The 25,437-nt window shown below is 69.9% G+C and carries 25 protein-coding genes and 1 pseudogene; 16 read left to right on the top strand and 10 right to left on the bottom strand.

Features of this window, described 5'->3' with window-relative positions; translation table 11 throughout:
- Nucleotides 1-297: 297 nt before the first annotated feature.
- Nucleotides 298-1,548 (top strand): annotated as a pseudogene (locus ACESMY_RS07125) (M24 family metallopeptidase).
- Nucleotides 1,549-1,661: 113 nt separating this feature from the next.
- Entirely contained in the window at nucleotides 1,662-2,372 is a 711-nt protein-coding gene (locus tag ACESMY_RS07120; RefSeq protein ID WP_372783661.1) for a sensor histidine kinase, read from the top strand.
- Here the strand turns inward: ACESMY_RS07120 and ACESMY_RS07115 are convergent.
- The 3 genes from ACESMY_RS07115 to ACESMY_RS07105 all read right to left on the bottom strand — a co-directional run bounded on the left by ACESMY_RS07115 (nucleotide 2,369) and on the right by ACESMY_RS07105 (nucleotide 5,264).
- Nucleotides 2,369-3,448 carry a hypothetical protein gene (locus ACESMY_RS07115; RefSeq protein WP_372783659.1) on the bottom strand — a complete coding sequence of 360 codons (1,080 nt, stop codon included), beginning with the start codon at nucleotides 3,446-3,448 and terminating at the stop codon, nucleotides 2,369-2,371. The genes ACESMY_RS07120 and ACESMY_RS07115 overlap by 4 nt on opposite strands.
- Before the next feature lie 148 nt (nucleotides 3,449-3,596).
- Nucleotides 3,597-4,613: a Tim44 domain-containing protein gene (locus ACESMY_RS07110; RefSeq protein WP_372783657.1), complete on the bottom strand. Its 1,017-nt coding sequence runs from the start codon at nucleotides 4,611-4,613 to the stop codon at nucleotides 3,597-3,599.
- Between the two features lie 72 nt (nucleotides 4,614-4,685).
- Nucleotides 4,686-5,264: a hypothetical protein gene (locus tag ACESMY_RS07105; RefSeq protein ID WP_372783655.1), complete on the bottom strand. Its 579-nt coding sequence runs from the start codon at nucleotides 5,262-5,264 to the stop codon at nucleotides 4,686-4,688.
- 124 nt (nucleotides 5,265-5,388) lie between these two features.
- Between ACESMY_RS07105 and ACESMY_RS07100 the strand changes: the two genes are divergently transcribed.
- A complete protein-coding gene (locus ACESMY_RS07100) occupies nucleotides 5,389-6,429 on the top strand; it encodes a hypothetical protein (RefSeq protein ID WP_372783653.1) in 1,041 nt (346 codons plus the stop codon).
- 8 nt (nucleotides 6,430-6,437) lie between these two features.
- On the opposite strand, the gene ACESMY_RS07095 is transcribed toward ACESMY_RS07100, so the two are convergent.
- From ACESMY_RS07095 to ACESMY_RS07085, 3 genes are all read right to left on the bottom strand, one after another.
- Nucleotides 6,438-7,256 (bottom strand): DUF1080 domain-containing protein, encoded by an 819-nt coding sequence (locus ACESMY_RS07095; protein WP_372783651.1) that lies wholly within the window; start codon nucleotides 7,254-7,256, stop codon nucleotides 6,438-6,440.
- On the bottom strand, nucleotides 7,253-8,692 hold the full coding sequence (locus tag ACESMY_RS07090) for a Gfo/Idh/MocA family protein (RefSeq protein ID WP_372783649.1): 1,440 nt from the start codon (nucleotides 8,690-8,692) through the stop codon (nucleotides 7,253-7,255). The genes ACESMY_RS07095 and ACESMY_RS07090 overlap by 4 nt, the downstream gene beginning before the upstream one ends.
- A gap of 79 nt (nucleotides 8,693-8,771) precedes the next feature.
- Nucleotides 8,772-9,257: a DinB family protein gene (locus ACESMY_RS07085; protein ID WP_372783647.1), complete on the bottom strand. Its 486-nt coding sequence runs from the start codon at nucleotides 9,255-9,257 to the stop codon at nucleotides 8,772-8,774.
- Between the two features lie 143 nt (nucleotides 9,258-9,400).
- Here ACESMY_RS07085 and ACESMY_RS07080 point away from each other — a divergent pair, with 143 nt between their 5' ends.
- Nucleotides 9,401-9,967, top strand: a complete 567-nt coding sequence (locus tag ACESMY_RS07080) for a TetR/AcrR family transcriptional regulator (RefSeq protein ID WP_372783645.1) — start codon at nucleotides 9,401-9,403, stop codon at nucleotides 9,965-9,967.
- 125 nt (nucleotides 9,968-10,092) lie between these two features.
- Here the strand turns inward: ACESMY_RS07080 and ACESMY_RS07075 are convergent, their stop codons facing one another.
- Entirely contained in the window at nucleotides 10,093-10,833 is a 741-nt protein-coding gene (locus tag ACESMY_RS07075; protein WP_372783643.1) for a class I SAM-dependent methyltransferase, read from the bottom strand.
- Between the two features lie 177 nt (nucleotides 10,834-11,010).
- Between ACESMY_RS07075 and ACESMY_RS07070 the strand changes: the two genes are divergently transcribed.
- Genes ACESMY_RS07070 through ACESMY_RS07060 form a run of 3 tightly spaced genes read left to right on the top strand, consistent with a single transcriptional unit; the run spans nucleotide 11,011 to nucleotide 13,708 of the window.
- The gene (locus ACESMY_RS07070; protein ID WP_372783641.1) at nucleotides 11,011-12,777 is read left to right on the top strand and encodes a gamma-glutamyltransferase family protein; all 1,767 of its coding nucleotides are present in this window, start codon (nucleotides 11,011-11,013) and stop codon (nucleotides 12,775-12,777) included.
- Entirely contained in the window at nucleotides 12,777-13,364 is a 588-nt protein-coding gene (locus tag ACESMY_RS07065; RefSeq protein WP_372783639.1) for a YdeI family protein, read from the top strand. The genes ACESMY_RS07070 and ACESMY_RS07065 overlap by 1 nt, the downstream gene beginning before the upstream one ends.
- A complete protein-coding gene (locus ACESMY_RS07060) occupies nucleotides 13,361-13,708 on the top strand; it encodes an MmcQ/YjbR family DNA-binding protein (RefSeq protein ID WP_372783637.1) in 348 nt (115 codons plus the stop codon). The genes ACESMY_RS07065 and ACESMY_RS07060 overlap by 4 nt, the downstream gene beginning before the upstream one ends.
- On the opposite strand, the gene ACESMY_RS07055 is transcribed toward ACESMY_RS07060, so the two are convergent.
- Nucleotides 13,705-13,935: a hypothetical protein gene (locus ACESMY_RS07055; protein WP_372783635.1), complete on the bottom strand. Its 231-nt coding sequence runs from the start codon at nucleotides 13,933-13,935 to the stop codon at nucleotides 13,705-13,707. The genes ACESMY_RS07060 and ACESMY_RS07055 overlap by 4 nt on opposite strands.
- A 60-nt stretch (nucleotides 13,936-13,995) precedes the next feature.
- Between ACESMY_RS07055 and ACESMY_RS07050 the strand changes: the two genes are divergently transcribed.
- The 4 genes from ACESMY_RS07050 to ACESMY_RS07035 all read left to right on the top strand — a co-directional run bounded on the left by ACESMY_RS07050 (nucleotide 13,996) and on the right by ACESMY_RS07035 (nucleotide 17,684).
- Complete coding sequence (locus ACESMY_RS07050; RefSeq protein WP_372783633.1) at nucleotides 13,996-15,522, top strand: UbiD family decarboxylase; 1,527 nt, start codon at nucleotides 13,996-13,998, stop codon at nucleotides 15,520-15,522.
- A gap of 55 nt (nucleotides 15,523-15,577) precedes the next feature.
- Nucleotides 15,578-15,979: an MAPEG family protein gene (locus ACESMY_RS07045; RefSeq protein ID WP_372783631.1), complete on the top strand. Its 402-nt coding sequence runs from the start codon at nucleotides 15,578-15,580 to the stop codon at nucleotides 15,977-15,979.
- Nucleotides 15,980-16,034: 55 nt separating this feature from the next.
- A complete protein-coding gene (locus tag ACESMY_RS07040; RefSeq protein ID WP_372783629.1) occupies nucleotides 16,035-17,366 on the top strand; it encodes a TldD/PmbA family protein in 1,332 nt (443 codons plus the stop codon).
- A gap of 75 nt (nucleotides 17,367-17,441) precedes the next feature.
- Nucleotides 17,442-17,684, top strand: a complete 243-nt coding sequence (locus ACESMY_RS07035) for a DUF4170 domain-containing protein (RefSeq protein ID WP_372783627.1) — start codon at nucleotides 17,442-17,444, stop codon at nucleotides 17,682-17,684.
- 3 nt (nucleotides 17,685-17,687) lie between these two features.
- Here the strand turns inward: ACESMY_RS07035 and ACESMY_RS07030 are convergent, their stop codons facing one another.
- Nucleotides 17,688-18,371 (bottom strand): protein tyrosine phosphatase, encoded by a 684-nt coding sequence (locus tag ACESMY_RS07030; protein WP_372783625.1) that lies wholly within the window; start codon nucleotides 18,369-18,371, stop codon nucleotides 17,688-17,690.
- Nucleotides 18,372-18,478: 107 nt separating this feature from the next.
- On the opposite strand from ACESMY_RS07030, the gene ACESMY_RS07025 reads away from it, so the two are divergent.
- From ACESMY_RS07025 to lpxK, 5 genes are read left to right on the top strand one after another with little or no spacing between them, the layout of a single operon-like run.
- Complete coding sequence (locus ACESMY_RS07025) at nucleotides 18,479-20,257, top strand: ABC transporter ATP-binding protein (protein WP_372783623.1); 1,779 nt, start codon at nucleotides 18,479-18,481, stop codon at nucleotides 20,255-20,257.
- Nucleotides 20,254-20,970 carry a lysophospholipid acyltransferase family protein gene (locus ACESMY_RS07020; protein WP_372783621.1) on the top strand — a complete coding sequence of 239 codons (717 nt, stop codon included), beginning with the start codon at nucleotides 20,254-20,256 and terminating at the stop codon, nucleotides 20,968-20,970. The genes ACESMY_RS07025 and ACESMY_RS07020 overlap by 4 nt, the downstream gene beginning before the upstream one ends.
- Nucleotides 20,971-21,003: 33 nt before the next feature.
- Nucleotides 21,004-22,008, top strand: coding sequence for a cation diffusion facilitator family transporter (locus ACESMY_RS07015; protein ID WP_372783619.1), 1,005 nt, complete (start codon nucleotides 21,004-21,006; stop codon nucleotides 22,006-22,008).
- On the top strand, nucleotides 22,005-23,288 hold the full coding sequence (locus ACESMY_RS07010) for a 3-deoxy-D-manno-octulosonic acid transferase (RefSeq protein ID WP_372783618.1): 1,284 nt from the start codon (nucleotides 22,005-22,007) through the stop codon (nucleotides 23,286-23,288). The genes ACESMY_RS07015 and ACESMY_RS07010 overlap by 4 nt, the downstream gene beginning before the upstream one ends.
- Nucleotides 23,285-24,304 (top strand): tetraacyldisaccharide 4'-kinase, encoded by a 1,020-nt coding sequence (gene lpxK / locus ACESMY_RS07005; RefSeq protein ID WP_372783616.1) that lies wholly within the window; start codon nucleotides 23,285-23,287, stop codon nucleotides 24,302-24,304. Before ACESMY_RS07010 ends, lpxK begins: the two co-directional genes overlap by 4 nt.
- Here lpxK and ACESMY_RS07000 read toward each other — a convergent pair.
- Nucleotides 24,301-25,374: a phosphotransferase family protein gene (locus tag ACESMY_RS07000; protein WP_372783614.1), complete on the bottom strand. Its 1,074-nt coding sequence runs from the start codon at nucleotides 25,372-25,374 to the stop codon at nucleotides 24,301-24,303. The two genes, lpxK and ACESMY_RS07000, sit on opposite strands and share 4 nt — an antisense overlap.
- Nucleotides 25,375-25,437 lie beyond the last annotated feature (63 nt).

Below are 25,437 nucleotides of genomic sequence, written 5' to 3'. Positions count from 1 at the left end.
GGAGAACTATCACGCCCGCCAGTCTAGGGACCCGCGTCGCCGGGCGGAAGGGCGTTCAGCCGAGGTCCGACCGGCCCACGAGAGCTGTGTTTGCTCTGGAAGACTACGGTCGCCGGGCCCCGATACAATTCGTGAACAGCTGATTTTTGGCGGCCCGGCCCTTCGGCGATACCCTTGCCGGTTAGGGCGAAGTTTGGAGGGTTCGATGACCGGCAAGGGGTTCTGCTGCGCGCGCTCGCAAAAGGCGCGCATCCCTGTTGTGATGAACCCCAACACTTGAGTCTCAGGGGGCCTCGCATGCATCGCCGCAATTTCCTCACCGCCGCTGTCGCGGCCGGCGCCGCCTCGGCGTTGATCCCGGCCGCGGCGCGGGCCTTCGCGGGGCCGCCTGGGGGCCGGCCGATGACCGCCGGCGCGGTCCCGATCTCGGCCGACGAGCGGCGCGGGCGGATCGCCAAGCTGCAGCGGCTGATGGTCGACCAGGGCGTGGGCGCGCTGATCGCCGAGTCGGGCTCCAGCCTGGACTATTTCACCGGCATCCAGTGGTGGCGCTCCGAGCGGACCACGGCCGCGGTGATCCCGGCGCGCGGCGAGGTGGTCATCGTCACCCCCGCCTTCGAGGAGCCGTCAGTGCGTGAGACGCTCGCGGTCGGCAAGGACGTGCGCCCCTGGAACGAGCACGAGAGCCCGTTCGAGCGGATCGTCCAGGCGCTGAAGGACCGCGGCGTCGCCTCGGGCCCGATCGCCTTCGAGGCCACCACCCGCCTGTTCATCGTCGACGGGGTGCGCCAGGCCGCGGGCGGCGCCTACAGCGTGGTCTCGGGCGACGTCCTGGTGCGGGCCTGCCGGATGGTCAAGTCGCCCGCCGAGCTCGCCCTGCTGCAGATCGCCAATTCGATCACCCTGGAGGCCATCCGCCACGCCCACGCGGCCACCAGGCCCGGCATGGGACCCGGCGACATCAACGCCCTGATCGGGGCGGCGACCACCGCGGCCGGCGGCGGCTGGGACGGCGGCCTCATCCTGCTCAACGAAGCCAGCGCCTATCCGCACGGCTCGCACCAGAAACAGGCCGTCCGCGAGGGCTCCGTCGTCCTGGTCGACGTCGGCTGCACCGTGCACGGCTACACCTCCGACATCAGCCGCACCTGGATCATGGGCGCGCCGAGCGCCCGGCAGCGCAAGGTCTGGGCGACGGTGAAGCGCGGCCAGGAGATCGCCCTGGAAACCGCGCGCCTGGGCGTCCCGGTCCGCGCGATCGACGACGCGGTGCGCGCCTACTACTAGAAGGAAGGCTGGGGCCCCGGCTACCGGCTGCCGGGCCTCTCGCACCGCACCGGCCACGGCATCGGTCTCGATGGCCACGAGTCGCCCTATCTGGTGCACGGCGATGCGACGCCACTCGCCCCTGGGATGTGTTTCTCCGACGAACCCGGCCTCTATACGCCCGGCGAATTCGGCATCCGGCTGGAGGACTGCTGGCACATGACCGAGGCCGGGCCGAAGCTGTTCACCCCGCTTGCCCGGTCCATCGAACAGCCGATCTGAGATGCAACCGGCGATTGTATCCCTACGGTTGCGCTTGTTGGTAGGTTCTACACCTTTAAGTGGTGTGATACACGTCTCGGTCGGGCGGGGGCGCTTGAATCGCGGAGGCTGGCGTGGACACACCAGCAAAACTGACCTCGACCGAAGAGAACTCCCTGGCCGCCGTGCCGCGGCCCCGGCTCCCGCCGCTGGCCGACGAACGGCGGGAGATCGACCACCGCCTGTCCAACAGCCTGCAGCTGGCGGCCGACTTCCTGATCTTCGAGCAGGCGCGCCTGGTCGACCTCGGCGCGCGCGCCGCCCTCATGCAGGCCGCGTCCCGGCTCACCGCCGTCGCCCAGCTCCACCGGTTCATGAGCGCCCACCAGGACGCCTCGGGTGTGGATCTCGAGCCCTTCCTGACCGAGCTCTGCAGCCGGATCGTCGGCAGCACGGGCCTCTCCTGCTCGGTCGACGCCGACCCGGTCGAGGTCCCGGGCGCGGCCGCCCAGCAGCTCGCCATCGCGATCAACGAACTGGCCATGAACGCCGCCAAGCACGCCTATCCGAAGGGCCAGCCGGGCGGTCTGCACGTCGAATGCCGCCGCGATGGCGCGATCCTGCGCCTGACCGTGGCCGACGACGGCGTGGGCCTCGGCCCCGGCTTCGACGCCGATCAGTCGATGGGTCTCGGCATGACCATCGTCAAGGCGGTGGTGCGGCAGCTGCGCGGGTCGCTCGACGCCCGCGACGATCACGGCGCGCGCTTCACCATTACCCTGCCGCTGTCGCCCGCGGCGAAGGCCTCGCGGTCCTTCGCCCCGCCGGACAAGGCCGAAATCTAGCGCGAGGCCTTGGTGGCCGCCGCGCCGGTCTTGGCCGAGGCTTCCTTCTCCTGGGCCCGCGCGCCGGCCAACATGCCGGGGAGCGCATAGTTGCCCTCGTGGCAGGCGTATTCGTAGATCACGCCCTGCAGCGGCGCGAACTCGTACTCGCCGCCCCAGGGCTTCTCCCAGAGCGTCGGGTCGTCGAGGGTGTACTGATAGAGCACCCGGCTCTTGCCGACGCGGGTGAACCGCTCGGTGACTTTCAGGTTCTTCCACGAGCCGCGGTAGGCCTGGGTGGGCGGGATGTTGGTGGTCTCTACGACCAGGGTGTCGCCCTCCCAGTGGCCGATCGAATCGCCCATCCAGGGCCGCTCGCCGTCCGTCCGGTGCTGGGCGTTCAGGTGCACGATGCGGGTGTCGTGGACCATCTCGACCTCGATGACGAAGGCGTCCTTGGTCTGCAGGAACTGGTAGTTGTTGTTGTAGAAGCCGTTGGGCAGCATCGGCGGGCCGGCGTTGCGGCCGAAGCCCATGATGCAGCGCTCGCCGAGCGAGCGGCTCTCCGGATTATCGAACGATCCCAGGCCGCGCGGGAAGCCGCCCGGCGCCGGCGCGCTCGGCTTGCGCGGCGGGGGCTGGCCGTTGGCCGTGGTCAGGAACGAGGTGCGCGGCTCGCCGTGAACCCGCATCACCGCGGAGCCTGGATCGAGCCAGCCGCGGTTGTAGCCGCCCACGTCGCCGCCGGCGGCCGCGAATTCCGGCCGCAGGGTCTTCGGGTCGGCCTTGCCGCCCTCGGCGCCGGAATTGGGGTCTGTGGGCTTGTTGCCCTCCTCGACTTCCTTGGCGACCTGGCCTTCGAGCTTGGCCACTTCGGCGGGCGTGTAGACCGCGCGGTCGCCCAGGGTGGCGGGGCGCTGCTCGGGCGTCAGGGTGGCGTTGGACCAGAAGCCGGAGAGATCCGGGTGACCGTCGGCGTCGCGCCCGGCCTTGTAGGGCGCAGTCGCCGCCTTGGGCTGGGCGGCCGCGGGGCCGGTCAGGGCGATCGGCACGGCGCACAGGGCCGTTCCGAGGGCGAGGATAAGGGCGCGATGCAAAGGTCTAGCTCCGGATGAAATGCGTCCGCGGCGAGGCGCAGCGTGAATGCCGGTAACTTACGGGCGCCCCGCACCCGCCGCAATGCTTCGCGGGGTCGCGGCCACCACTGTTTGGTTACTGTCCTGCAACGCGCGGACGGCCGGCTTTTCAGGTTTCCTGGATCGCCGAGAGCTTCCAGGGCTCGCCGGTGCGCCGCGAAAACGTCCAGAGCTCGGTGGTCTCGCTCGGCCGGTTCGGGTCGCCCGACAGCACCGCGCCCGAGGTCCGGTCGCGCGTCACGTCGATCCCCTCGTAGCGCATGGCCGCGGTGGCATAGTCGACCGGACCCTCGCTCCAGGCCTCGCCGACGTCGGCCTGCAACAGGCGGGTGCCGCTGACCTCGTTCTTCCTGCCGTGGGTGGCGTTGTCGCTCAGCTCTTCGGCGAGGTAGCCCATGATCTCCGGGGTGCAGCGCTCGCGCAGCGCCGCGTAGTCCTCGCGGCCAAAGGCGTCCTGCACCTCCAGCAGCAGCCGCTCGAAGTCCTTCTGGTCCTGCGGCATGATCGGGATCTCCCAGGCCGGACCGGTCGGCGGCACGTAGGGGCCGGCCGGAGCCGGACCGGGCGCGAAACCGCCGCCGCCGCCGCCCGCGAAGCCCTGCGGTCCGCCGTAGGCCATCTGCGGCGCTTCCCAGGGCATGGACGCCGAGGCGCGCCGGCGGGCGAACCAGCGCGTGACCAGCGAGATTACGAAGAACAGCACCGCGAGCTGGATCAGAATGGTGAAGAGGCCTCCGCCTCCGCCGCCGTAGCCGCCGCCGCCCCAACCGCCGCCCCAGCCGTGGCCCATCAGGCCGCTGATCAGGCCCCCGGCCACCAGGCCGCCCAGGAACCCGCCGCCGAAACCGCCGAAACGGCTTTGCGGACGATAGGCGCTGTAGCCGGGCATGCCGGGCTGAGGCGCATAGGCGCCGCCGGGCTGCGCCGCGCCGGGCGCGGTCATCGAGCGCTGCACCGGCGGCGCGGCGTGGGGCGCGGTCGCCGTCGAGCGGGGCGCGGAATAGGTCCGCGCGCCGCGGCTGCCGAAACTGCCGCCTCGCCGGGCGTCCGCCGGCGCGGCGACGAGCATGCTGAGGGCCAGCGCCACGCCGAGCGTCGCACCGACCCTGGACCAGAGCTTGGTCATTGAAGTCCTCCCTGACGTCCGGAATGTAAGAAGCCGTCCGGCCGCCTGCCAGATAGTCGCCGCCGGCCGCCGCTACGGATGCGCGGGCGAGGACGCCGCCGCGACAGTGGTCCGCCTGTCGGCGTCGGGATCGGTCTGGATCGGCATGTCGATCGGCCGCAGGTTCTCGGCCTTCAGCGCCTCGGGGATCGAGCGCGGCCCATCGCCGTCCGTGGTGGTGAAGGCGAGCGTCGTGGGCTCGGCGCGATGCTCGGCTATGTTGGCGAAGCCGCCCTGCGGCTTGGCGTTGAGCGCCAGCGCATAGGCCTTATGCGGGTCGGTGGTGCAGAGCAGGACGAAGGTTTTACCGTCGTCGAGCAGCCGCGGCGTCTTCAGGCAGTTGGGCATCTCGCCCCCCTCGCCCGGCCCGATGTCGAAAGCGTTCGCCAGCATCTTCTGGTCGAAGGTCACGGTCAGGATCAGCACCCCGGCCGGCATCGCCTGTCCGGCCTTGGGATAGCTGGCGGTCACCTTCGGCGGATCGGTCCTGCCGTAGACTGTCAGGCCCGAGACCTCCTTCGGCGGCTGCGGCGGCAGGGCCGGCGACGGCGGGGCGGCCAGGGCGGCTCCGCCGAAGAGGCCGGTCATCAGGACTAGGACGGCGAGGCGCATGACCGCAGCTTGGCGTCGAAGATCGGCGGGAACAAGGCCAAGCTCGCGTGCAGACACCGCCGGCCGCCCCTGTCATGCTCGCCCGGCCGGCGGGAGCGCGCCGCGGCGAGGATGAGGGAGGCCCATGCGAGACGTCGAGCCGGCAAGCCCCGCCGAGGCCGGCGACGGCCACGCCGTCTATGCCGAGCAGGCGCTGTTCGCAACCTCGCCGTTCAACCTGTGGCTCACCTCGGCCCTGCTCTATGCGGCGATGATCGGCGCCTATGGCTTGGCGGCGCTCGTGGACCGGGCGCCGTGGCTGATGCGCGAGGGGCCGGGCGCCATGCTCGACTACCGCGCACGGCTGGCGCTGGTCCTGCCGCTGATCATCTGCTCGAACCTCGGCCTGCAGCGGTTTTCGCGGCTCGGCGAGGTGGCCGACGCACCGGCCTTCGCCCGCGCGCTCAGGCCCGGCGTGCGCTGGCAGCCGGAGTTTCCGATGCAGCGGCTACGGTGGTTCACGCTTGTCGGCGTCGTCGTCGGCCTCGCCATCGTGGCGATCGCCAGCTCGCAGGGCGCGTCGGCGATCCCGTCCCGGCCCGCGACCTTCGTATGGTTCTGCGTCACCTCCAGCCTGCTCGGCGCGCTCTTCTTCCGGGGCCTGGTGCTGACCCGGGCCGGGGCGCGCCACACGCGCCAGGTGATCGAGGAGGACCTGCAGATCGACCTCCTGCGGATCGAGCTGCTCTACCCCTGGGGCCGCTCGGCGGTCCGCACTTCGCTCGTCTGGTTCACGGTCTGCGCCAGCGCCCTGCTGCTCTTCGTCAGCACGGGCATGACGCTCTTCACGATCGTCACCCTCGTCGCCTGCGCCGTCATGGGGCTTTGGGTGTTCGTCGGGACCATGAGCCAGATGCATCGCCAGATCCGCATCGCCAAGACCGCCGAGCTCGACAGCCTGCGCACCGAGATCACCGTGACGAAGGACCGGCTGGCCGCCGACCCGGCCGCGGCCCCCAGGCTGCAGAGCCTGCTCGCCTACGAGGCGCGGATCGCCGCGGCGCCGGAATGGCCGGTCGACCAGACCATGCTGGTGCGGGTCGGCGTCTCCTCGCTGATCCTGACCGTCCCCTGGTTCGGCCAGGCCTTCGCCGGCATGGTGGTGACCCACCTCGGCCCGCACTGAAGCCGCCGTCAGTTCGGGGGCGGAAGCTCGCGCACCCAGATGTTGCGGAAGCTCAGCGGCGGGCTCGGGTCGCCATGCGCCTGCAGCTTGATCGGGGCCGAGGCGTAGGGCTTGTAGACCGGCTTGCCGATGTAAAGCGTCTCGCCCGCCAGCACCGCGGCGTTCTGGATCAGCACGCCGTTGTGGAAGGCCGTCACCCGCGCGGGCGAGGTGACCTTGCCGTCGGCGGCGAACACCGGGGCGGTCCAGACCACGTCATAGGTCTGCCATTGGCCGGGCTTCTTGCTGGCGTTCACCAGCGGCGGATGCTGTTTGTAGACACTGCCCGCCTGGCCGTTGACGTAGGTCGGGTTGTTGTAGCTGTCCATGATCTGCAGCTCGTAGCCGGCGTCCGCGGGCCCGGTGGAGGCCAGGAAGACGCCGGAGTTGCCGCGACCCTGCCCCGAGCCGGTGACATCGGCCGGAACCCGCCATTCCAGGTGCAGCTGATAGTTGCGGAAGCTGCGCTTCGTCTCGATGTTGCCGGCCGCCTTGGCCACCGTCATCACACCGTTCGCCACGGTCCAACCGGCCGGCTGCTTGTCGCGGGTGTTGACCCATTCGCCGAGCGACTTGCCGTCGAAGAGCACGATGGCGTCGGATGGCGGGGCAGCGTCCGCCGCGCCGGGCGTCACGACGGCCGGGACCGGCGTCCACTGCTCGGTGTCCTGCGGCTTGGCGGTCGACCCGGGCGGCGGCGGCACGGCCTGAGCCAGGGCGAAGGTTGTCCCGAAGAGCAGCAGGCCGGCCGCGCCCGCCGCCAACCACGACCGATGGCTCCGGCTCACAGCTCCCATCCCTTGCGGTAGTTGCGGGTCAGGTACTGGTTGGCGTCGGCGATATTGGTGACGCGGCCGGCGGCCCCGTCATATTCGATCGGCTGGTCGGCGCGCAGCGCCACGACGCCCAGGATCATCGTCTCGTCGAGCTTGGCGGCGTATTCGAACGGGCAGGAGATCTTCTCCTCGCCGCGGATGGCGCGGATCCAGTTCATCTCGTGGCCGGAAATCCCGCCCTGGATACGCGGCAGCGACTGCGGGATCTTCTTGGCCTTCTCGTCCAGGCCCTCACCGATCAGCACCGGCTTTTCGCCATAGGTCTCGTGCATCAGCATCCCCTTGGCGCCCACGAACAGCACCCCGCCGTCGCCGCTGATCTTCAGGTTGGTCGGGAAGCCGGGCGGGGTCGGCGGCAGCAGGCCGCCGTCGTACCAGGTGAGCCGCAGCGGGCCGCCTTTCGCGTGGCCGAACTCGTAACGGGTGATGCTGGCCAGCGGATAGCTGGTGAGCTCGGCCGGGCGCTTGGTGTCCCAGAGGCTGGCGTTGCCGGCCCAGCGCGAGTGGCGGGTCTCGACCTTGGTGGGCAGACCCGGCTCCAGCGCCCACACCGGGAAGTCAATCAGGTGCGCGCCCATGTCGCCGAGTGCGCCGGAGCCGAACGGCAGCCAGCCGCGCCAGTTGAAGGCCGCGTAGTCGGGGTGGTAGCCCCAATTCACATCCGCCGGGCCGAGCCAGGTCTGCCAGTCGAGGCTGCCCGGCGCCGCCACCGCCGCCGGCCTGGCGATCCCCTGCGGCCAGACCGGCCGGTTGGTCCAGACGTGCACCTCGCGCACCGGCCCGATCGCTCCGCCGCGGATCAGTTCCACCACGCGGCGGCCATCGTCGCCGGAGTGGCCCTGGTTCCCCATCTGGGTGACCAGGCTCGGATTGGCCTGGGCCAGCGACAGGAGCTTGCGCGCTTCGTCGATCGAGTAGGTCAGCGGCTTCTGCACATAGACGTGGTAGCCGCGCTCCATCGCCCAGCGCGCGGCCACCGCATGGTGGTGATCCGGCGTGGCGATCACCACGGCGTCGATGTCCTTCTGGGCGTCGAACATCTTGCGGTAGTCGGTGAACCGGGCCGCCTTGTCGTAGGCCTCCTTCAGCGGCTGCCGCGCCGGGCTGATCCAGCCGGTCTTGTCGACGAGGGCGTGCAGCACGTGGTCGTAGTCGACGTCGGCGGTGGCCACGATGTTCTGGCCGGTCAGCTTCGTCATGTTGGCGGCGCCCTGGCCGCCGGCCCCGATCACCGCCACATTGACCCGGTCGCTGGGCGCGAGGCGCCGCGGCGCGGCAAAGGCCGGCCCGGCCAGCACGGCCGCCATCCCCGCCGCCGTCCCCATCAGCCCCCGGCGGGTGATCCCACCGGGCCCGAGCCGGCCGCCGCTCACGTCATAGATGCCCATCGATTCCCCCGACGTCCTTGCTTTGCCGGCATTTGGCCTATCGTTCGGCCGGCTTTGCAAGGGCGCCCCGCGCTGGCCGTCAGGCCGCCGCCTCGAGGAAATCGGTGATCGCATCGGGGCTCGGGGTAAGGCCCTTCAGTTGCAGGACGGCGCCGGCGTTGCCCCGATGGTAGGTCCCGTGCAGGCAGACGTGCAGGATGATCTCGCTTCGGCGCATTCGCGCCGGCTTGCCGCTGGTGAAGACGAAGTCGATCGGCTGCTCGAAATCGCTCGCGGCGAGGCCGCCCACATAGGCCGCGTACCAGTCGTCGACCTCTCTCATGCCATTCACCAGCGCCTGGAACTCCGGCATGACCTCCGACCGCGCCGCCTGGAAGCTGTGCGGCAAGCCCAGGAGGTGATGCTGGAAGATCCGGTCGACCGTGTGGATGTGGTCGAAGATGCGCAGCATGAGGAAATTTTCCTCGGCGCTCAGCTGGTCGAGATTGCCGCTGACCGCCTCGCAGAGGCCGCGGTCCGCCCACCGCTTGATGTCGATGAGCTGGGCATAGGGCTGATGGATCATGGGAGGCTCCGTAGGTGACTTCCGTTCGTCAGCTGATAATATGAGCGATAGCTCGTGTTCTAAACTCGCATTTGGATTGCGGAGAAATGGCGACGAGGCCGCTCACCAAACCGAGGAAGCAGGCCGCTCAGGAGCGGTCGCGCGTGACGGTCGACGCCTTGATCGAGGCGACCGCTCGCATTTTGATCAGGGACGGGTTCGACAAGGCCAGCACCAACCGCATCGCGGGCGAGGCGGGGGTGAGCATCGGCTCGCTCTACCAGTATTACCCAAACAAGGAGGCGCTGGTTGTCGCCGTCATCGAGCGCCACAACCGCGATCTTATGGCAGTGGCGCGCGCCGCGCTGACCAAGGCTGCGGCCGAGCCGCTCGAGGTGGGCGTGCGCCGCCTGGTGGCCGCGGCGATCGCGGCCCACCGGCTCGACCCGAACCTGCATCGCGTCCTAGCCGAGCAGGTGCCCCGCACCGGCGCCCTCGAAGGCGTGGAGGCCTTCAACCAGGAGAACTACCGGCTGTTCCACGCCTATCTCGAAGGCCACAGGGAAGAGGTGCGGGACCTCGACCTGGACCTCGCCACCTTCGTCTGCGTGAACACGATCGAGGCCCTGACCCATGCGGCGGTCCTGCACCGTCCGGACATCCTCTCGGACCAGGCGGTCGGAACCCTTGGCGATGAGGCCAGCCGGCTCGTGCTGGGGTACCTGCGGTAGTGGTGCGGGTGTGGGGATTTCCCAGGATCGCGGCGCGTCCTGGCCGATGGCCAGTGGCAACGTCCGGTCTGCGTCTGGACGTCAGCTGCCGGCGCGGTTGGGTCGCTCGGCGTCCGGGCCGGGACTCAGGTCCTCGGTTTGATGAACTTCAGAGCGTACTGGTCGGTCTTGCCCTGGATTGCGGGGTCGAAGATCGGCTTGCTGTGATCGTCTCCGGCGCGGTTCAGGAACTTGCCCTCGCCGACCAGAACGAACCCTGCGGCGGTCACCTCACGGATGACGACGGTCTTTTCCACCCGGTGCAGTGTGGCGATCTCGTCCAGTGTCGTCCCCGGATTGGCCTCGTGGTCCAGGATGAAATATACGCCGCCCGGCTTCAGGGCTTGGAACACGTGGGCGTTGAAGGCGGCCATATCGACGATGCCGAACTTGGCGATCTTCAGGTCGTGATAGTTCTGGGTGATCCAGAAGACGTCGACCTTCCCCGGCAGTGTCATCTGGCCAAACGGCTCGACGTCCAGGCTGACATTGGTGTGACCGGGTTCGGCGATCATGGCCTGGTCCGCCTTCACCGCGCCCTTCCAGCCGGCGTTCTCGATGCCGATGATGTGGCCCTTGGGGCCGACGATAGCGCTCAGCGGACGCGTGAAATAGCCGCCGCCGGGGAAGAGTTCCGCCACGGTCATCCCCGGCTTCACGCCCACGAAGGCCAGGGTGTCGTCCGGGTCGCGTAGTGCGTCAGCGTCCAGGTCCGCCTTGGGCCTTCCGGGGGCGGCGAGCGCCGCGGTGACGTAGGGCGGCGTGGCGGCGAGGGCCTGGGTGGCGGAAAGGGCCACAAGGGTCAGGGCGGCGGCGAGTGATTTCACGAAGGGACTCCAGGCGTCGCGACAGTTGTGCCCATCCTGGCGCCTTCGCGTGGAGGATGCTGCCGACGGATATCGTAGCGCGACGAGCGGCGCGCGTTAGACACCGCTCCCGCCCCTCGCACTCCTCCGAACCTCTGCTAACACTAGCCGGCCACACGATCGGGGAGCCTCCACCACATGCAGCGCCGCACATTCCTGGCCGCCATTCCGGCCGCCGCCCTCGCGGGCCGAGCCTTCGCGACCAGCCGGCAGGAGAACCCCAACCGGGACCGGCCGGACGTGCATGGCGGAGACCGCATCGACGGGGCGACCTGGGCGTCGCGCAGCCCCGCCTGGGGGCTGCATGGCGCCGCGGCGACGGCCCATCCGCTGGCGACGCTGGCGGCCATCGAGACCTTGAAGGCCGGCGGCTCGGCGGTGGACGCGGCGATCTGCGCCAACGCGGTGCTGGGCTTCGGCGAGCCGATCTCCTGCGGCATGGGCGGCGACTGCTTCGTGCTCCTCTGGGACCCCAAGACCCGCAAGGTGCTGGGCCTCAACGGCTCGGGCCGCAGCCCCAAGGCCTTAAGCCTCGCCGAACAGCGCAGGCGGGCCAACGCCAAGGGCCTGATCAACTCGTTCGGCGCGGTCTCGGTCAGCGTGCCGGGCGCGGTCGACGCTTGGTGGACCCTGCATCAGAAGTTCGGGAAGCTGCCCTGGAAGGACCTCTTCCAGCCGGCCATCCATCACGCCGAAGAGGGCGCGCCGATCGTCCAGAACGTCGCCTTCTACGTCGGCGCCTCGCAGCGGACCTTCAACAAGCCGGAGAGCCACATCGAGGAGGTGGCGAACTTCAACCGCATCTGGGTGAAGGACGGCAAGACCCCGCGCGAGGGCGAGATCTTCCGCAATCCCGAGCTCGCCAACACCTATCGTCTGGTCGCCGAGGGCGGCGGCCGCGCCTTCTACGAGGGCGAGATCGCCGACAAGATCGAACGCTATTTCAAGCGGATCGGCGGCTGGATGACCAAGGCCGACCTCATGGCCCACCACACCGAATGGGTCGAGCCGCGCTCGATCAACTACCGCGGGATCGACGTCTGGGGCCTGCCGCCCAACAGCCAGGGGCTGGTCACCCTGCAGCTGCTCAACATGATGGAGCAGTTCGACATCAGGGCCATGGGCTTCCAGTCGGCCGCGGCGATCCACCATTCGGTGGAGGCCAAGCGGCTCGCCTTCGAAGACCGGGCGAAGTTCTACGCCGATCCCGCCTTCTACAAACAGCCCACCGGCTGGCTGCTCTCCAAGGACTACGCCAAGGAGCGCGCCAAGCTGATCCGGCCGGACAGGATCCTGACGTCGGTCTATCCGGGCCAGGCGCCCAGCCACGGCGACACCACCTATTTCACCGTCGCCGATAGGGACGGGATGATGATCTCGATCATCCAGTCGAACTACCGCGGCATGGGCTCGGGGCTGATGCCGGACGGGCTCGGCTTCATGTTCCAGAACCGCGGCGAGATGTTCGCCCTGGAGGACGGGCATCCGAACATCTATGCGCCGGGCAAGCGGCCCTTCCAGACGATCATCCCGGGGTTCGCGACCCGGGGCGGCGAGCCGCTGATGAGCTTCGGCGTGATGGGCGGGGACATGCAGCCGCAGGGCCAGGCGCAGATCATCTCCAACATCGTCGACTTCGACCTGGGCCTGCAGGAGGCGGGCGATGCGCCCCGCTGGCACCACGACGGCGGGCATGAACCGACGGGCGAGGCGTTGGATCCGCTGGGCGTGCTGAACCTGGAGACCGGCGTGCCGGCGAACACCCAGAAGGCGCTCGCCGACCTCGGCTGGAAGCTCGGGCCCAACCCCGGAGTCTACGGCGGCTACGAGGCCATCCAGCGCCACCCCGGCCGCTACGCCGCGGCCACCGAGATGCGCAAGGACGGGACGGCGCTGGCCTATTGATGGCGGAAAAGCCCACCTTCTTCGCCACGTCGGGCGAGTGGCGGGCCTGGCTCCAGGAACACCACGCCACTGCCCCCGAACTCTCCGTCGGTTTCTGGAAGGTGGGGTCGGGCAAGCCCTCGATGACCTGGCCGCAAAGCGTCGACGAAGCGCTGGCCTTCGGCTGGATCGATGCGGTGCGCCACCGGATCGATGACGAGGCCTACCGCATCCGCTTCATGCCCCGAAAGCCCGGCGGGATCTGGAGTGCGGTCAATATCAAGCGCTTCGCCGAGCTGAAAGCGCAAGGCCGGATCACGCCGGCCGGACAGGCCGCCTATGAGGTCGGCAAGCACCGCACCGGCGTCTATTCCTATGAGCGCGCGGCAAGCGAGCTGCCGGCGGAGGACCTTGCTCAGTTCAAGGCCTGCACCGAGGCCTGGGCGTTCTTCCAGGCCCAGCCGCCGGGCTACCGCAAGCTCACCGTTCACCGCATCCTCGCGGCGAAGACGCCGGAGACCCGCGCCAAACGCCTGGCGCTGCTGATTGACGCCTCGGCCCAGTCGCGCAGACTCGCCACCGCGACGCAGATGGAGCCCAAGCCATGACCGCTGAAGAGATGGACGCCATCGTCATGACCTTCCCCGGCGCCGAGAAGGGCATGAGCTACGGCTCGCCCGCCTACAAGATCAACGGCAAGTTCTTCACCCGCCTGCGCCGCGACGACCGCTCGATGGTGCTGATGGACGTGAGCTTCGACGAACGCGAGATGCTCATGGAGGCGGAGCCCAAGACCTTCCACCTGACCGCCCACTACAAGGACTATCCGTGCGTCCTGGCGCGGATCGACACCCTGCATCCCGGCTCGTTCAAGAACTTCCTCGAGCGCCGCTTCCGGAAGATCGCCAAGAAGGCCGCGGTGAAGGAATACGACGCCAAGGTCGGCGCCTAGAACTCATCCTCCATCATCGAGCGGAACTGCTCGAAGATCTCCTTGGCGTTCTCTTCCGGCGGCAGTTCGGGCTCGGCCTGGGCGGCCTCGGGCGGCGCGGCGGGCCCGCCGGTCAGCCGGCCGACCACGGCCCCGTTCTGCACCAGCAGCACCTCCTCGCCGGCTTCCGCGCCCGTCAACAGGGCGGCGAGCTTGGGCGGCAGGTCGTCGAGGTCGATGCGCTTCATGCCGGCCATCCTAGCCCCGGCAGGCGTGACAGGGGAGCCCTCTGCCCCTAGGGAGGAGCCATGGCGTACCGGTCGATGCGGGATTTCATGGGCAAGCTGGAGGCCGCGGGCGAACTCGTCCGCGTCTCCGAGCCCGTCTCCACGGTGCTGGAGATGACCGAGATCCACCGCCGCCTGCTGGCCCAGGGCGGACCGGCGGTGCTCTTCGAAAACGTCATCCGCGCTGACGGCCAGCGTTCGCCGATGCCCTGCCTCGTGAACCTGTTCGGCACGGTCAAGCGCGTCGCCATGGGCGTGACCCTCGACGGCCGCGAACGCGCCACCGCCGCCGACCTGCGCGAGGTCGGCGAGCTCCTGGCCTTCCTGCGCGCGCCCGAACCGCCCCGCGGCCTGAAGGACGCCTGGGACATGCTGCCGCTCGCCAGGACGGTGATGTCCATGCGGCCCTCGATCGTGAAGAAGGCCCCCGTGCAGGAGGTGGTCTGGAAGGGCGCCGACATCGACCTCGCCAAGCTGCCGATCCAGACCTGCTGGCCGGGCGAGCCCGCGCCGCTGATCACATGGCCGCTGGTGGTCACCCGCGGACCTTCGCAAGAGCGCGAGGACGACTACAACCTCGGCATCTATCGCATGCAGGTGCTGGGCCCGGACCGGACGGTCATGCGCTGGCTCGCCCACCGTGGCGGCGCCCAGCACCACCGCCGCTGGAAGGCCGAGGGCAAGCGCGAGCCCCTGCCTGCCTGCGCGGTGATCGGCGCGGACCCCGGCACCATCCTCGCCGCCGTCACGCCGGTCCCCGACACCCTCTCCGAATACCAGTTCGCCGGCCTGCTGCGCGGCGCCAAGGTCGAGCTGGTCCCCGCCAAGACCGTCCCCCTGATGGTTCCCGCCAACGCCGAGATCGTCATCGAAGGTCATGTTTTACTTGATGATTATGCCGACGAGGGTCCGTACGGCGATCACACGGGATTTTACAATTCGGTCGAGAAATTCCCGATCTTCCAGGTCAGCGCGATCACCATGCGGAAGGACCCGATCTACCTGACCACCTTCACCGGCCGGCCGCCGGACGAACCCAGCGTGCTGGGGGAGGCGCTGAACGAGGTCTTCATCCCGCTCTTGCGCCAGCAGTTCCCGGAGATCGTCGACTTCTGGCTGCCGCCCGAGGGCTGCTCCTACCGGATCGCCGTGGTCTCGATGAAGAAGGCCTACGCCGGCCACGCCAAGCGGGTGATGATGGGCGTCTGGAGCTACCTTCGGCAGTTCATGTACACCAAGTGGGTGATCGTCGTGGACGACGACATCGACGCGCGGAGCTGGAAGGACGTCATGTGGGCGATCGCCACCCGCATGGACCCGGCGCGCGACATCACCGTCATCGAGAACACCCCCATCGACTACCTGGACTTCGCCTCGCCGGAGAGCGGGTTGGGCTCGAAGATCGGCCTCGACGCCACCGACAAGTGGCCGCCGGAGACCCACCGCGAGTGGGGTCGCAAGCTCGGCATGGACTCCGCCACCGTCGAGTCGGTCACGCACATGTGGTCGAAGCTCGGCCTGCCCGGCGACGGACGGCCCATCGACTGATCTTGCGGGAAGCCGCGAAGCGCGACCAACTGCGCGCGCTCACGGGGAAAACGCCATGGATGCAACCGCATCGGCTCACGCGGCCGCGCTCTGGGTCGGCCTGCATCTGATCCTGCTGCTGGTGCTGTCGCTCATGGTCGTGCGGCAGCGCCGCCTCCATGGGGTGGTCCTGGGCGACGCCGACATTCCCAAGCTCGTGCAGGCGGTCCGGGCCTTCGGCAACGCCACGGAATATGTGCCGGCCGGCCTCGTCGCCATCGCGGTCCTGGCGATGGTCGGCGCGCCGCCGATGGTCGTGCATCTGAGCGGGCTCCTGCTGCTGGCCGGCCGGGTCAGCCACGCGGTCGGCCTGTCGCGTAGCGGCGGCGCGTCGATCCTGCGCTCGGCCGGGGTGATCCTGACCTGGCTCGCCTACATCCTGGGCGGCGTGGCGCTGATCTTCTACGCCATCCCTTGAGCCTGCCCCCCATACTTGGCTTGAAGGGGGCGGCCGGCTCGGCCATATGCCCCCCATGGACGAAACCCTGCTGAACGAGGTGGTGGCCGCAGCCCTGGCCGCCGGAGCCGACACCGCTGAAGCCGTGGGCGCCGAGCGCCGCGCCCTTTCAATCACCGTGCGCCTGGGCGAACTGGAAGAGGTCGAGCGCGAGGAATCCCGCGACCTCGGCCTGCGGGTCTTCGTCGGCCGCCGCCAGGCCAGCGTTTCCGGCTCCGACGTCAGCGCACAGGCCCGCGCCAAGCTGGTGGAGCGTTGCGTCGCCATGGCCAGGCTCGCGCCGGAGGACCCCTATGCGGGCCTCGCCGACCCCGACCGCCTGGCGCGCGGGCCTCTGCGCGATCTCGATCTTTACGACCCGGCCGAGCCGGACCCGGAAGCCCTGGAAGCCAAGGCCCGCATCGCCGAGGACGCGGCCCGCGCCGTCCCGAAGGTCACCAACTCCGACGGCGCCTCGGCCTCCTGGTCGACCGGCCAGTGGCGGATGGTGACCAGCGCGGGGTTCTCCGGCCTGCACCGCGCCTCGGCCTTCTCGCTCGGCGCCTCGGCCATCGCCGGCGACGAAGGCGGCATGGAGACCGGTTACGAGGGCCGATCGGTCCGCTGGCAGGGCGACCTGCCCGAGCCCGGCGCGATCGGCGCCGAAGCCGGCCGCCGCGCCGCGGGCCGGCTGGGCGCGCGCAAGATCGCCTCGACCACCGCCCCGGTGATCTTCGAGAACCGGCTGGCCGCCTCGCTGCTCGGCCCGCTGATCGGCGCGATCTCCGGCCCCTCGATCGCCCGCGGCACCTCGTTCCTGAAGGACAAGCTGGGCCAACCGGTGTTCGCCAAGCGGATATCCGTCACCGACGACCCGCACCGCCTGCGAGGCCTGGGCTCCTCGCCGTTCGACGACGAGGGCGTGGCCAACGAGGCCCTGAGCCTGATCGACGACGGCGTGCTGACCACCTGGCTCCTCAACACCTCCTCGGCCCGCCAGCTCGGCTTGGCCACCACCGGCCACGCCTCACGCGGCCTCGCCGGCCCGCCGGGGGTCTCGACCTCGAACCTGACCCTACAGCCCGGGACGCGCAGCCAGGCCGAGCTGATGAAGGACGCCGGCGCGGGTCTCCTGGTCACCTCGATGTTCGGGCCGTCGCTCAACGGCAACACCGGCGACTGGTCGGTCGGCTGCTCAGGCTTCTGGTTCGAGGACGGCGCCGTCGCCTACCCGGTGAACGAGATCACCGTGGCCGGCAATCTGATCGACATCTACGCGCGGCTGGTCCCGGGATCCGACCTGGAGATCCGCGGCTCGACCAACGCGCCGTCGATCCTGATCGACGCGCTGGCGATCGCCGGGCTCTAGCCGGCCATTGATCCTTAAGCCTCGGCGGACTATCGGCTGCGGCGACAGATCGTTTCACGCGTTACGAGACCTATGATGGCCGAAAAACAGCTCCTTCACCTGGTGATCGGCGGCGAGTTGAAGTCGCTCGAAGGGCCCGCCGAGTTCCGCGACCCCTCCAAGGTCGACATGGTCGGCGCCTATCCGAACTATCGCGCGGCGTTGGCCGCCTGGCGGGGCAAGTCGCAGTCGACGGTGGACAACGCCCTGATGCGCTATTTCATCATCCACGCCCACAAGCTGCTCGACCCGGAGAGCGACCACCCGCACGAGCACTAGGCGCTATTCCCGGCGCAGCAGCTTCTCGGTCAGTACCGAACCCAGCATGCCGGCGCGGAAATCGGCCTTCATGCCGGCCGGGTCATACATCGGGCTTTCGACCCACTCCAGGAACGACATGCCGGCCGGCTCGCCCTCGGCGAGATAGCGCTCGAAGACATAGTCCAGGACCCCGGTCTTCCCCTGCTTCACATGCAGGTAGCGGAGATGGAGCTGGTCCATCGCCTCGCGGATCGTCCGGCCCTGCCGGAAGTGCATGTAGAGCACGCTCATGATCCCCGCCCGGTCCGCGCCGGACTTGCAGTGGATCAACGCCGGATAGGCGATGGTCTCGTAGAGCCGCTTGGCGCCCAGCACCCGCTCGCGGCTCGGGACCTCGCGCGAGGTGATGGTGAAGTCGACCATCTCCAGGCCAAGCCGGCGGCAGGCGTCCTTCTCCAGGGCATGGAAACTGGCGTCGAACCCGCCCCTGAGGTTAACCACCGTCTTGATGCCTCGGTCCTTCCAGGCGGCCAGCTGGTGCGGCCAGGGCTGGTTGGTGCGCACCAGCTCGTCGGAGATCCAGTGGGCGTTCTGGAACCCCAGCCGCAGATAGGCGTGGTCGTTCCACAGGTAGTCGGCATAGGTCTTGAACCGGCCAATCGGGGTGGCGAGGTCGAATCCAGGCGCGGTTGGCGTGGCGGTCATCACGCCCTACGTAAGGCGTCCGCCGCTTCGACGGAAGCCGGCGGGCCACGGCGCCGCCGCCGGCCGCCGTCTTGACTTCAACCCCGCATCGGACGACCCCAGGCCTTATGAGCGAGCGCGCCCCGCCTGAGCTTTCCGCCCGCGCCCTGGTCGGCCGGGTGGCGAGCGTCTACATGGCGCCGCGTTGGAAGGGCTGGTCGACCGCCCTCTTCGCCGCAGTCCTGGTGGCCTTCTTCTCCTCCAAGCTGATCCAGATCCTGGAGCCCGCGACCAACGACCTGATGGTCAACCACAAGCCGGGCGCGTTGCTCAAACTGCCGCTGATCATCGCGGCCTACGCGATCGGGCGGACGCTCAGCCAGGTGATCCAGGCTTCGCTGGTCAACCGGATCGGCAACGCCGTTGTCGGCGACGTCCAGGTGCAGCTGTTCGGCAAGCTGGTCCGCGCCGACCTCGCCCGGCTGCGCAGCCAGCACTCCGGGTCCTACGTCTCCTCGGTGCTCTATGACGCTGGCCTGATCCGCGAGGCGGCGACCGCCGGCGTGATCAACTACACCCAGCACCTGCTGACGGTGATCGGGGCGATCACCATCATGGTCTCCAATGACCTGGTGCTGTCGCTGGCCGTGGTGGTGGCCGCGCCGCCCGCCAGCTGGATCATGCGGCGGTTCTCCAAGCGCACCAGCAAGGCGGCCCGCGGCGCCATGGCCGAAACCTCGGCGCTTTCCAGCGCGATCATGGAGAGCCTCGACGGCGTCCGGGTGGTCAAGATCGAGAACCGTGAGGCTTACGAGGAGGCGCGCGTCGACGAGGTGGTGCGCCGGCGTCAGACGCACCTGACCAAGGGCGCCAACGCGCGGGCCTACGCCGCGCCCGCCACCGAGCTCCTGATGACTCTGATCACCGCCGCGGTGATCGCCTACGCCGGCTGGCGATCGGAGCACGGCCACATGACGGTCGGCGCCTTCGTGGCCTTCATGGGCGCGCTCGGCATGGCGTCCCAGTCGCTGCGCCAGCTCGCCAACCTGCAAACGGTGTTCGCCGAGGGCATGTCGGCGGCCCGGCGGCTGTTCAGCGCGCTCGATGTCGAGCCGGAGATTCGCGAGCGGGCCGGCGCCCATCCCCTGCCCAAAGGCCAGGCGACGATCCGTTTCGAGCATGTGGGCTTCGCCTACGGGCCTGAGGGCTCCCCGACCCTCAGCGACGTCTCCTTCGAGGTGCATCGCGGGGAGACCGTGGCGCTGGTCGGGCCCTCCGGCGGCGGCAAGTCGACGATCCTCAACCTGATCCCGCGGTTCTACGACCCGACGTCGGGCCGGGTGCTGATCGACAGCCACGACCTGCGCGAGGTGACGCTCCCCTCCCTGCGCGACCAGATCGCCCTGGTGACCCAGGAGCCCTTCCTGTTCGACGACACCATCCGCGCCAACATCGCCTATGCGCGGCCCAAGGCCTCTGAAGGCGAGATCGAGCAGGCGGCCAAGGAAGCCGCCGCCCACGATTTCATCCTGACCCTGCCGCAGGGCTACGACACCTCGGTCGGCGAGGCCGGCGCGCGGCTGTCGGGCGGACAACGCCAGCGGATCGCCATCGCGCGCGCGTTCCTGAAGGACGCCCCGATCCTGCTGCTCGACGAGGCCACCAGCGCCCTCGACACCGAGAGCGAGGCCCAGGTGCAGGCGGCGCTGAAGCGGCTGATGGCCGGCCGCGCCACCATCCTGATCGCCCACCGGCTCTCCACCGTGCGCGGCGCCGACCGCATCTATGTCATCGACAAGGGCCGGATCGTCGAGACCGGGAACCACGCCAACCTGATGGGCAAGCGAGGCGGCCTCTACGCCCGGCTCGCCAAGAACCAGGACTTCGACACGGAGACCGCGGCTTGAAGAAGCTGCTGCGGAGCGACGCGGTCCAGGCGCTGCTGGGTTGGCTCCTGGGCGGCTATATCCGCCTGATCCTGGCGACCGTCCGCTGGACCCACGAAAACCTGGAATGCGTCGAGCCGGTGCTGGCCGGCGAGGCCGGGGCCGTGGCGCTCTTCTGGCACGGCCGCATCCCGCTGTGCCTGGCGACCGCGCCGCAGTGGTGGCGCAAGAACACCAAGGCGCTGATCTCCCCCTCCTCCGACGGGCAATTCATCGCCACCGCCCTGGAGATGGCCGGCTTTCCCGGCATCCGCATCTCCACCGCCAAGCCCGGCGACGCCGCCAAGGCCCGCCAGGCGGTGGCCGCCTTCCGCGAGGCGATCAACCATGTGGCCGAAGGCGGGGCGCTGGTCGTGACGCCCGATGGCCCCCGCGGGCCCAACGAGGTCATCGCCGCGGGCTCGCTGCAGATCGCCCGGCGCTCGAAGCAGCCGGTGTTCCTGATGGGGATCGCGGCCAATCCGGCGCTGCAGCTCGGCGGCTGGGACCGGATGATGTTCGCCCTGCCCTTCGGCCGCGGCGCGGTGGTCTGGGAGGGCCCGCTCCATGTGCCGCCCGCCGCCGACGAAGCCGCGATCGCGGCCCTGATCGCCGACTGGTCCGCCCGCCTGTCGGCCGTCACCCGCCGCGCGGAAGGCCTGGTGGGCCGCACGCCGCGGTCTAAGCGACATTGATCCCGCCCGCGCGCGGTGAGACATAGGCTCAGCATGGCGCATTCGCATCACGACGATCATGACCACCACGACCATGACCACGGTCGCAAGGCCGGCGCGCATGATCACGGCCATTCGCACAGCCACGGCCACCACCATCACCACGCGCCCGCGGACATGGGCCGCATCTTCGCGATCGGCGTGGGGCTGAACACGCTCTTCGTCGCCGTCGAGGTGGCCGCCGGGTTCTGGGCGGGCTCCATGGCGCTGCTGGCCGACGCCGGCCACAACCTCTCCGACGTCCTGGCCCTGCTGATGGCTTGGGGCGCGACGGTGCTCGCCAAGCGCGCGCCGACCAGCCGCCGGACCTATGGCCTGCGCAAGGGCACCATCCTGGCCTCGCTGGCCAACGCGGTGTTCCTGCTGCTGGCGATCGGGGCGATCGTCTCGGAGTCGGCGCAGCGGCTCAGCCACCCCAGCGTGATCGCCACCAAGACCGTGATGATCACCGCGGCGATCGGCGTCGTGATCAACACCGTCACCGCGCTGCTCTTCATGCGCGGCAGCAAGGAAGACCTCAACGTCCGCGGCGCCTTCATGCACATGGCCAGCGACGCGGTGATCTCGGTCGCCGTGGTGATCGGTGCTGGCGTCATCGCGCTCACCGGCCTGGAGTGGATCGACCCAGCGCTCAGCCTCGCCATCGCCGCGGTGATCGTGGTCGGCACCTGGGGCTTGCTGCGCGACTCGGTGAACCTCGCCCTCGACGGCGCGCCGCGCGAGATCGACGTGGCGGAAGTGCGGGCCTGGCTCGCGGCCCTGCCCGGCGTCGAGGAGATCCACGACCTGCACATCTGGGCGATGAGCACGACAGAGACGGCGCTGACCGCCCACGTCATCCGCCCGGCCGCCAATCGACCAGAGGGCGACGACGCCGACCATTTCCTGCACCAGGCCTGCGAGGAGCTGGCGCACAGGTTCAACATCGGCCACGCCACCCTGCAGGTGGAGACCGACAGCGAGAACGCCTGCCGGCTCGCGCCGGCCGGGGTGGTGTGAGCCGAGCGCCACGAACCCTGCCGCTGGCGCTCTACGCCGCGGCGACCGGCCTGCTCGAGCCGCTGGCGCCGACCCTGCTCCGCCGACGCGCGCGGGCGGGCAAAGAGGACGCCGCGCGGCTGAACGAACGCTTGGCGCGCCCCACTCTGCCGAGGCCGGACGGCCCGCTGGTCTGGCTGCATGGGGTGAGCGTCGGCGAGAGCCTGTCCCTGCTGCCGCTGATCGCGGCGTTGCGAACGCGGCGGCCCGAGCTGAACATCCTGATCACCTCGGGCACGGTCACGTCGGCCCAGGTGCTGGCCCAGCGCCTCCCGGCCGGCGTGATCCACCAGTTCGCGCCGGTGGATGCGCCGGGCGCCGCCGCCCGGTTCCTCGATCATTGGCGCCCCGGCGCGGCGCTGCTGGTCGAGAGCGAGCTTTGGCCCAACCTCATCCTTGCCGCCGCCAAGCGGAACGTAAGGCTGGCGCTGATTTCGGCGCGCATGACCGACGCGGCGGCCAAGGGCTGGGGCCGTGCGCCGCCCACCGCGCGGGCCTTGCTGCGGGCTTTCGACCTGGTCTTGCCGCAAGACGCCGCGACAGCGGCCCGCCTGACCCGGCTCGGAGCCCAGGTCGGACCGTATCTGAACCTCAAGCTGGTCGGCGCCGCGCCCCCGGTGGATGAGGCGACCGTCGCGGCCCTGAGGGTCGGGCTGGGCGAGCGCAAAGCCGTCCTGGCCGCCAGCACCCATCCCGGCGAGGAGGCGCTTATCGCCCAGGCCTTCCGCACCGCCACGGACGATGGACCGCCCGCCGTCCTGGTGGTCGCCCCGCGGCATCCAGACCGGGGCCCTGAGATCGCTGACGCGCTCGCAGCGCTGGGCTTCATCGTCGCCCGGCGCGCCGCCGGCGAGGCGCTTGGCCCGACAACCACCGCCTATGTCGCCGACACCCTGGGCGAGTTGGGGGCCTTCTACGTCACCGCCGACGCCGTCGTGATGGCCGGCAGCTTCATGGCCGGGATCGGCGGCCACAACCCGCTGGACGCCGCGCGGCTGGAGGCGGCCATCGTCACCGGCCCGCACGCCTTCAACGCCCGCGAGATCTACGCCGAGATGTTCGCCGAGGTCGCCGCCATCGAGGCCGCCGACGGCGAAGCGCTCGCCCGCCACCTCCGCGGCCTGCTGGCGAACCCGGTGATTGCCCGGCGCATTGGCGAAGCGGCCGCCGCCTACGCGGGGCGCCAGGGCGCGGCGCTGGAGACTGCCCTGGCGCTCATCGAGCCCCTGCTGCCCGCATGAAGCTTTCGACGCCCCGCTGGTGGTACGTCCGCCATGCCCCGACGCGCGGCAGCAGCATCGGCCTGACGCGGGCCCTGCTGACGCCGGTGTCCTGGATCTGGGCCGCCGTCACCGCGCGGCGGATCGCCCGCGCCCAGCCCTTCGATCCGGGCGTTCCGGTGATCTGCGTGGGCAATGTCACCGTGGGCGGCGCGGGCAAGACGCCGGTTGTGCGCGCCCTGGCCGAGCGGCTGAAGGCGCGGGGGCTGGCCGTACACCTTCTCTCGCGAGGCTATGGCGGGCGTCTGGAAGGCCCGGTCCAGGTCGATACGGCGCGGCACTCCAGCGCCGACGTCGGCGACGAGCCGCTGATGCTGGCCCGCGACTTCCCGGTCTGGGTGGCCCGCGACCGCGCGGCGGGCGCCAGGGCCGCGGCCGCGGCGGGCGCGGAGGTCATCGTGATGGACGACGGCCACCAGAATCCCTCGGTGCAGAAGGCTCTCTCCATCGTCGTCGTCGACGGCGAGACGCGGAACGAGGAATGGCCGTTCGGCGACGGGCGGGTGTTCCCCGCCGGGCCGATGCGCGAACCGCTGGCCACGGGCCTGGCCCGAGCCCAGGCGACGCTGATCCTGCTGCCGGCCGACCTGCCGGGCGCCGACCCGGAGTTGGTCGCGGCGCTGAAAGGCCCGCCGCCGCTGGTCGCCCATCTGACGGCCGCCGCGGCCCCGCCCAAGGGCCCGCAGGTGGGTTTCGCCGGGGTCGGCAAGCCCTGGAAGGTGGAGCGCGCCCTGCAGGCCGCCGGCTGTGAGCTAGCCGACTTCGCGCCCTTCCCTGACCACCGGGCCTATGACGAGGCCACGCTGAAGCGGCTGGCCGACCGCGCCGCCCAGTTCGGCGCCGGCCTGGTGACCACCGAGAAGGACTGGGTGCGCCTGCCGCTGGAATGGCGCGCGCGCGTGACCGCCTGGCCGGTCAAGGCGACGTTCGCCGACCCCGCCGCGCTCGACGCCCTGTTGGCCGCCGTCGGGCTCTAGGCGGTCGCGCCGGCTTTTTGGGCGAAGTGCCAGCTGGCCTGGGCGAGCGAGACGACGCGGTCCGCCTGCTGAGCGGCATGCGGGCTGTTCGCCGTGCCGTCACGCACCCGGCCGACGATGCCTTGGAGGATGCCCGCCAGCCGGAAGGCGTTGTAGCTGAAGAACCAGTCGAGATCGTGCAGGCCAGCGCGGCCGGTGAGGCTGCAATAGTAGTCGACCGTCTCCTCGATCGTGGGCACGCCGTGGGCCTTGGGGTCGGCGATCGTCGAGATCGAGCCATTGACCCAGTTCATCAGCAAATAGGTGAAGTCGGCCAGCGGCTCGCCGAGCGTCGAGAGCTCCCAGTCGAGGACCGCGATCACCCGGGGCTCGGTCGGGTGGAAGATCATGTTGTCGAGCCGGTAGTCGCCGTGCACGACCGAGGTCCGCTCCTGGGCCGGCAGGGTCGCGGGCAGCCATTCGATCAGCCGCTCCATTTCAGGGATCAGCTGCGTCTCGGAGGCCTTGTACTGCTTGGTCCAGCGCTCGACCTGGCGGCCCATGTAGTTGCCTGGCCGGCCGAAGTCGCCAAGGCCGATGGCCTCGTAGTCGGTGTTGTGGAGGTCGGCGAGGACCTTGATCTTGTCCATGAAGATCGCGTGCCGCTCGGCCGGCTCATACTGCGGCAGGGTCTGGTCCCAGAGGATCCGGCCCTCGACCATGTCCATGATGTAAAACCAGGTGCCGATGACCTCGTCGTCGACGCAGAGCCCATAGGTCTTGGCCACCGGAAAGCCGGTCGTGCCCATCGCCGTGATCACCTTGTACTCGCGGTCGACGGCGTGGGCCGATGGCAGGAGCTTGCCGGGCGGTTTGCGGCGCAGGACGTATTTCTTGCCGGGCGTGATCAGCTGGTAGGTCGGGTTCGACTGGCCGCCTTTGAACTGGCGCACCTCAAGGGGGCCTGCGTAGCCCGCCACATTGGCCTGCATCCACCGGTCGAGCGACGCCTCGTCGAACTTGTGGGAGTCCGCGACGGCCTTGGTGCCGGTGTTGAGCTGCTCGCGCTCCTGCTCGGCGGCGTCGACCATGGCGTTCCCTCGTACAGTTGTTTGAACCCACTTTACCGGGGCTCACGCGCCGGGAGCAAGGCG

Origin of the sequence: Phenylobacterium sp., from assembly GCF_041691455.1 — a bacterium.
GTDB lineage: Bacteria > Pseudomonadota > Alphaproteobacteria > Caulobacterales > Caulobacteraceae > Phenylobacterium.
This window is presented reverse-complemented; position numbering and strand designations above follow the sequence as displayed.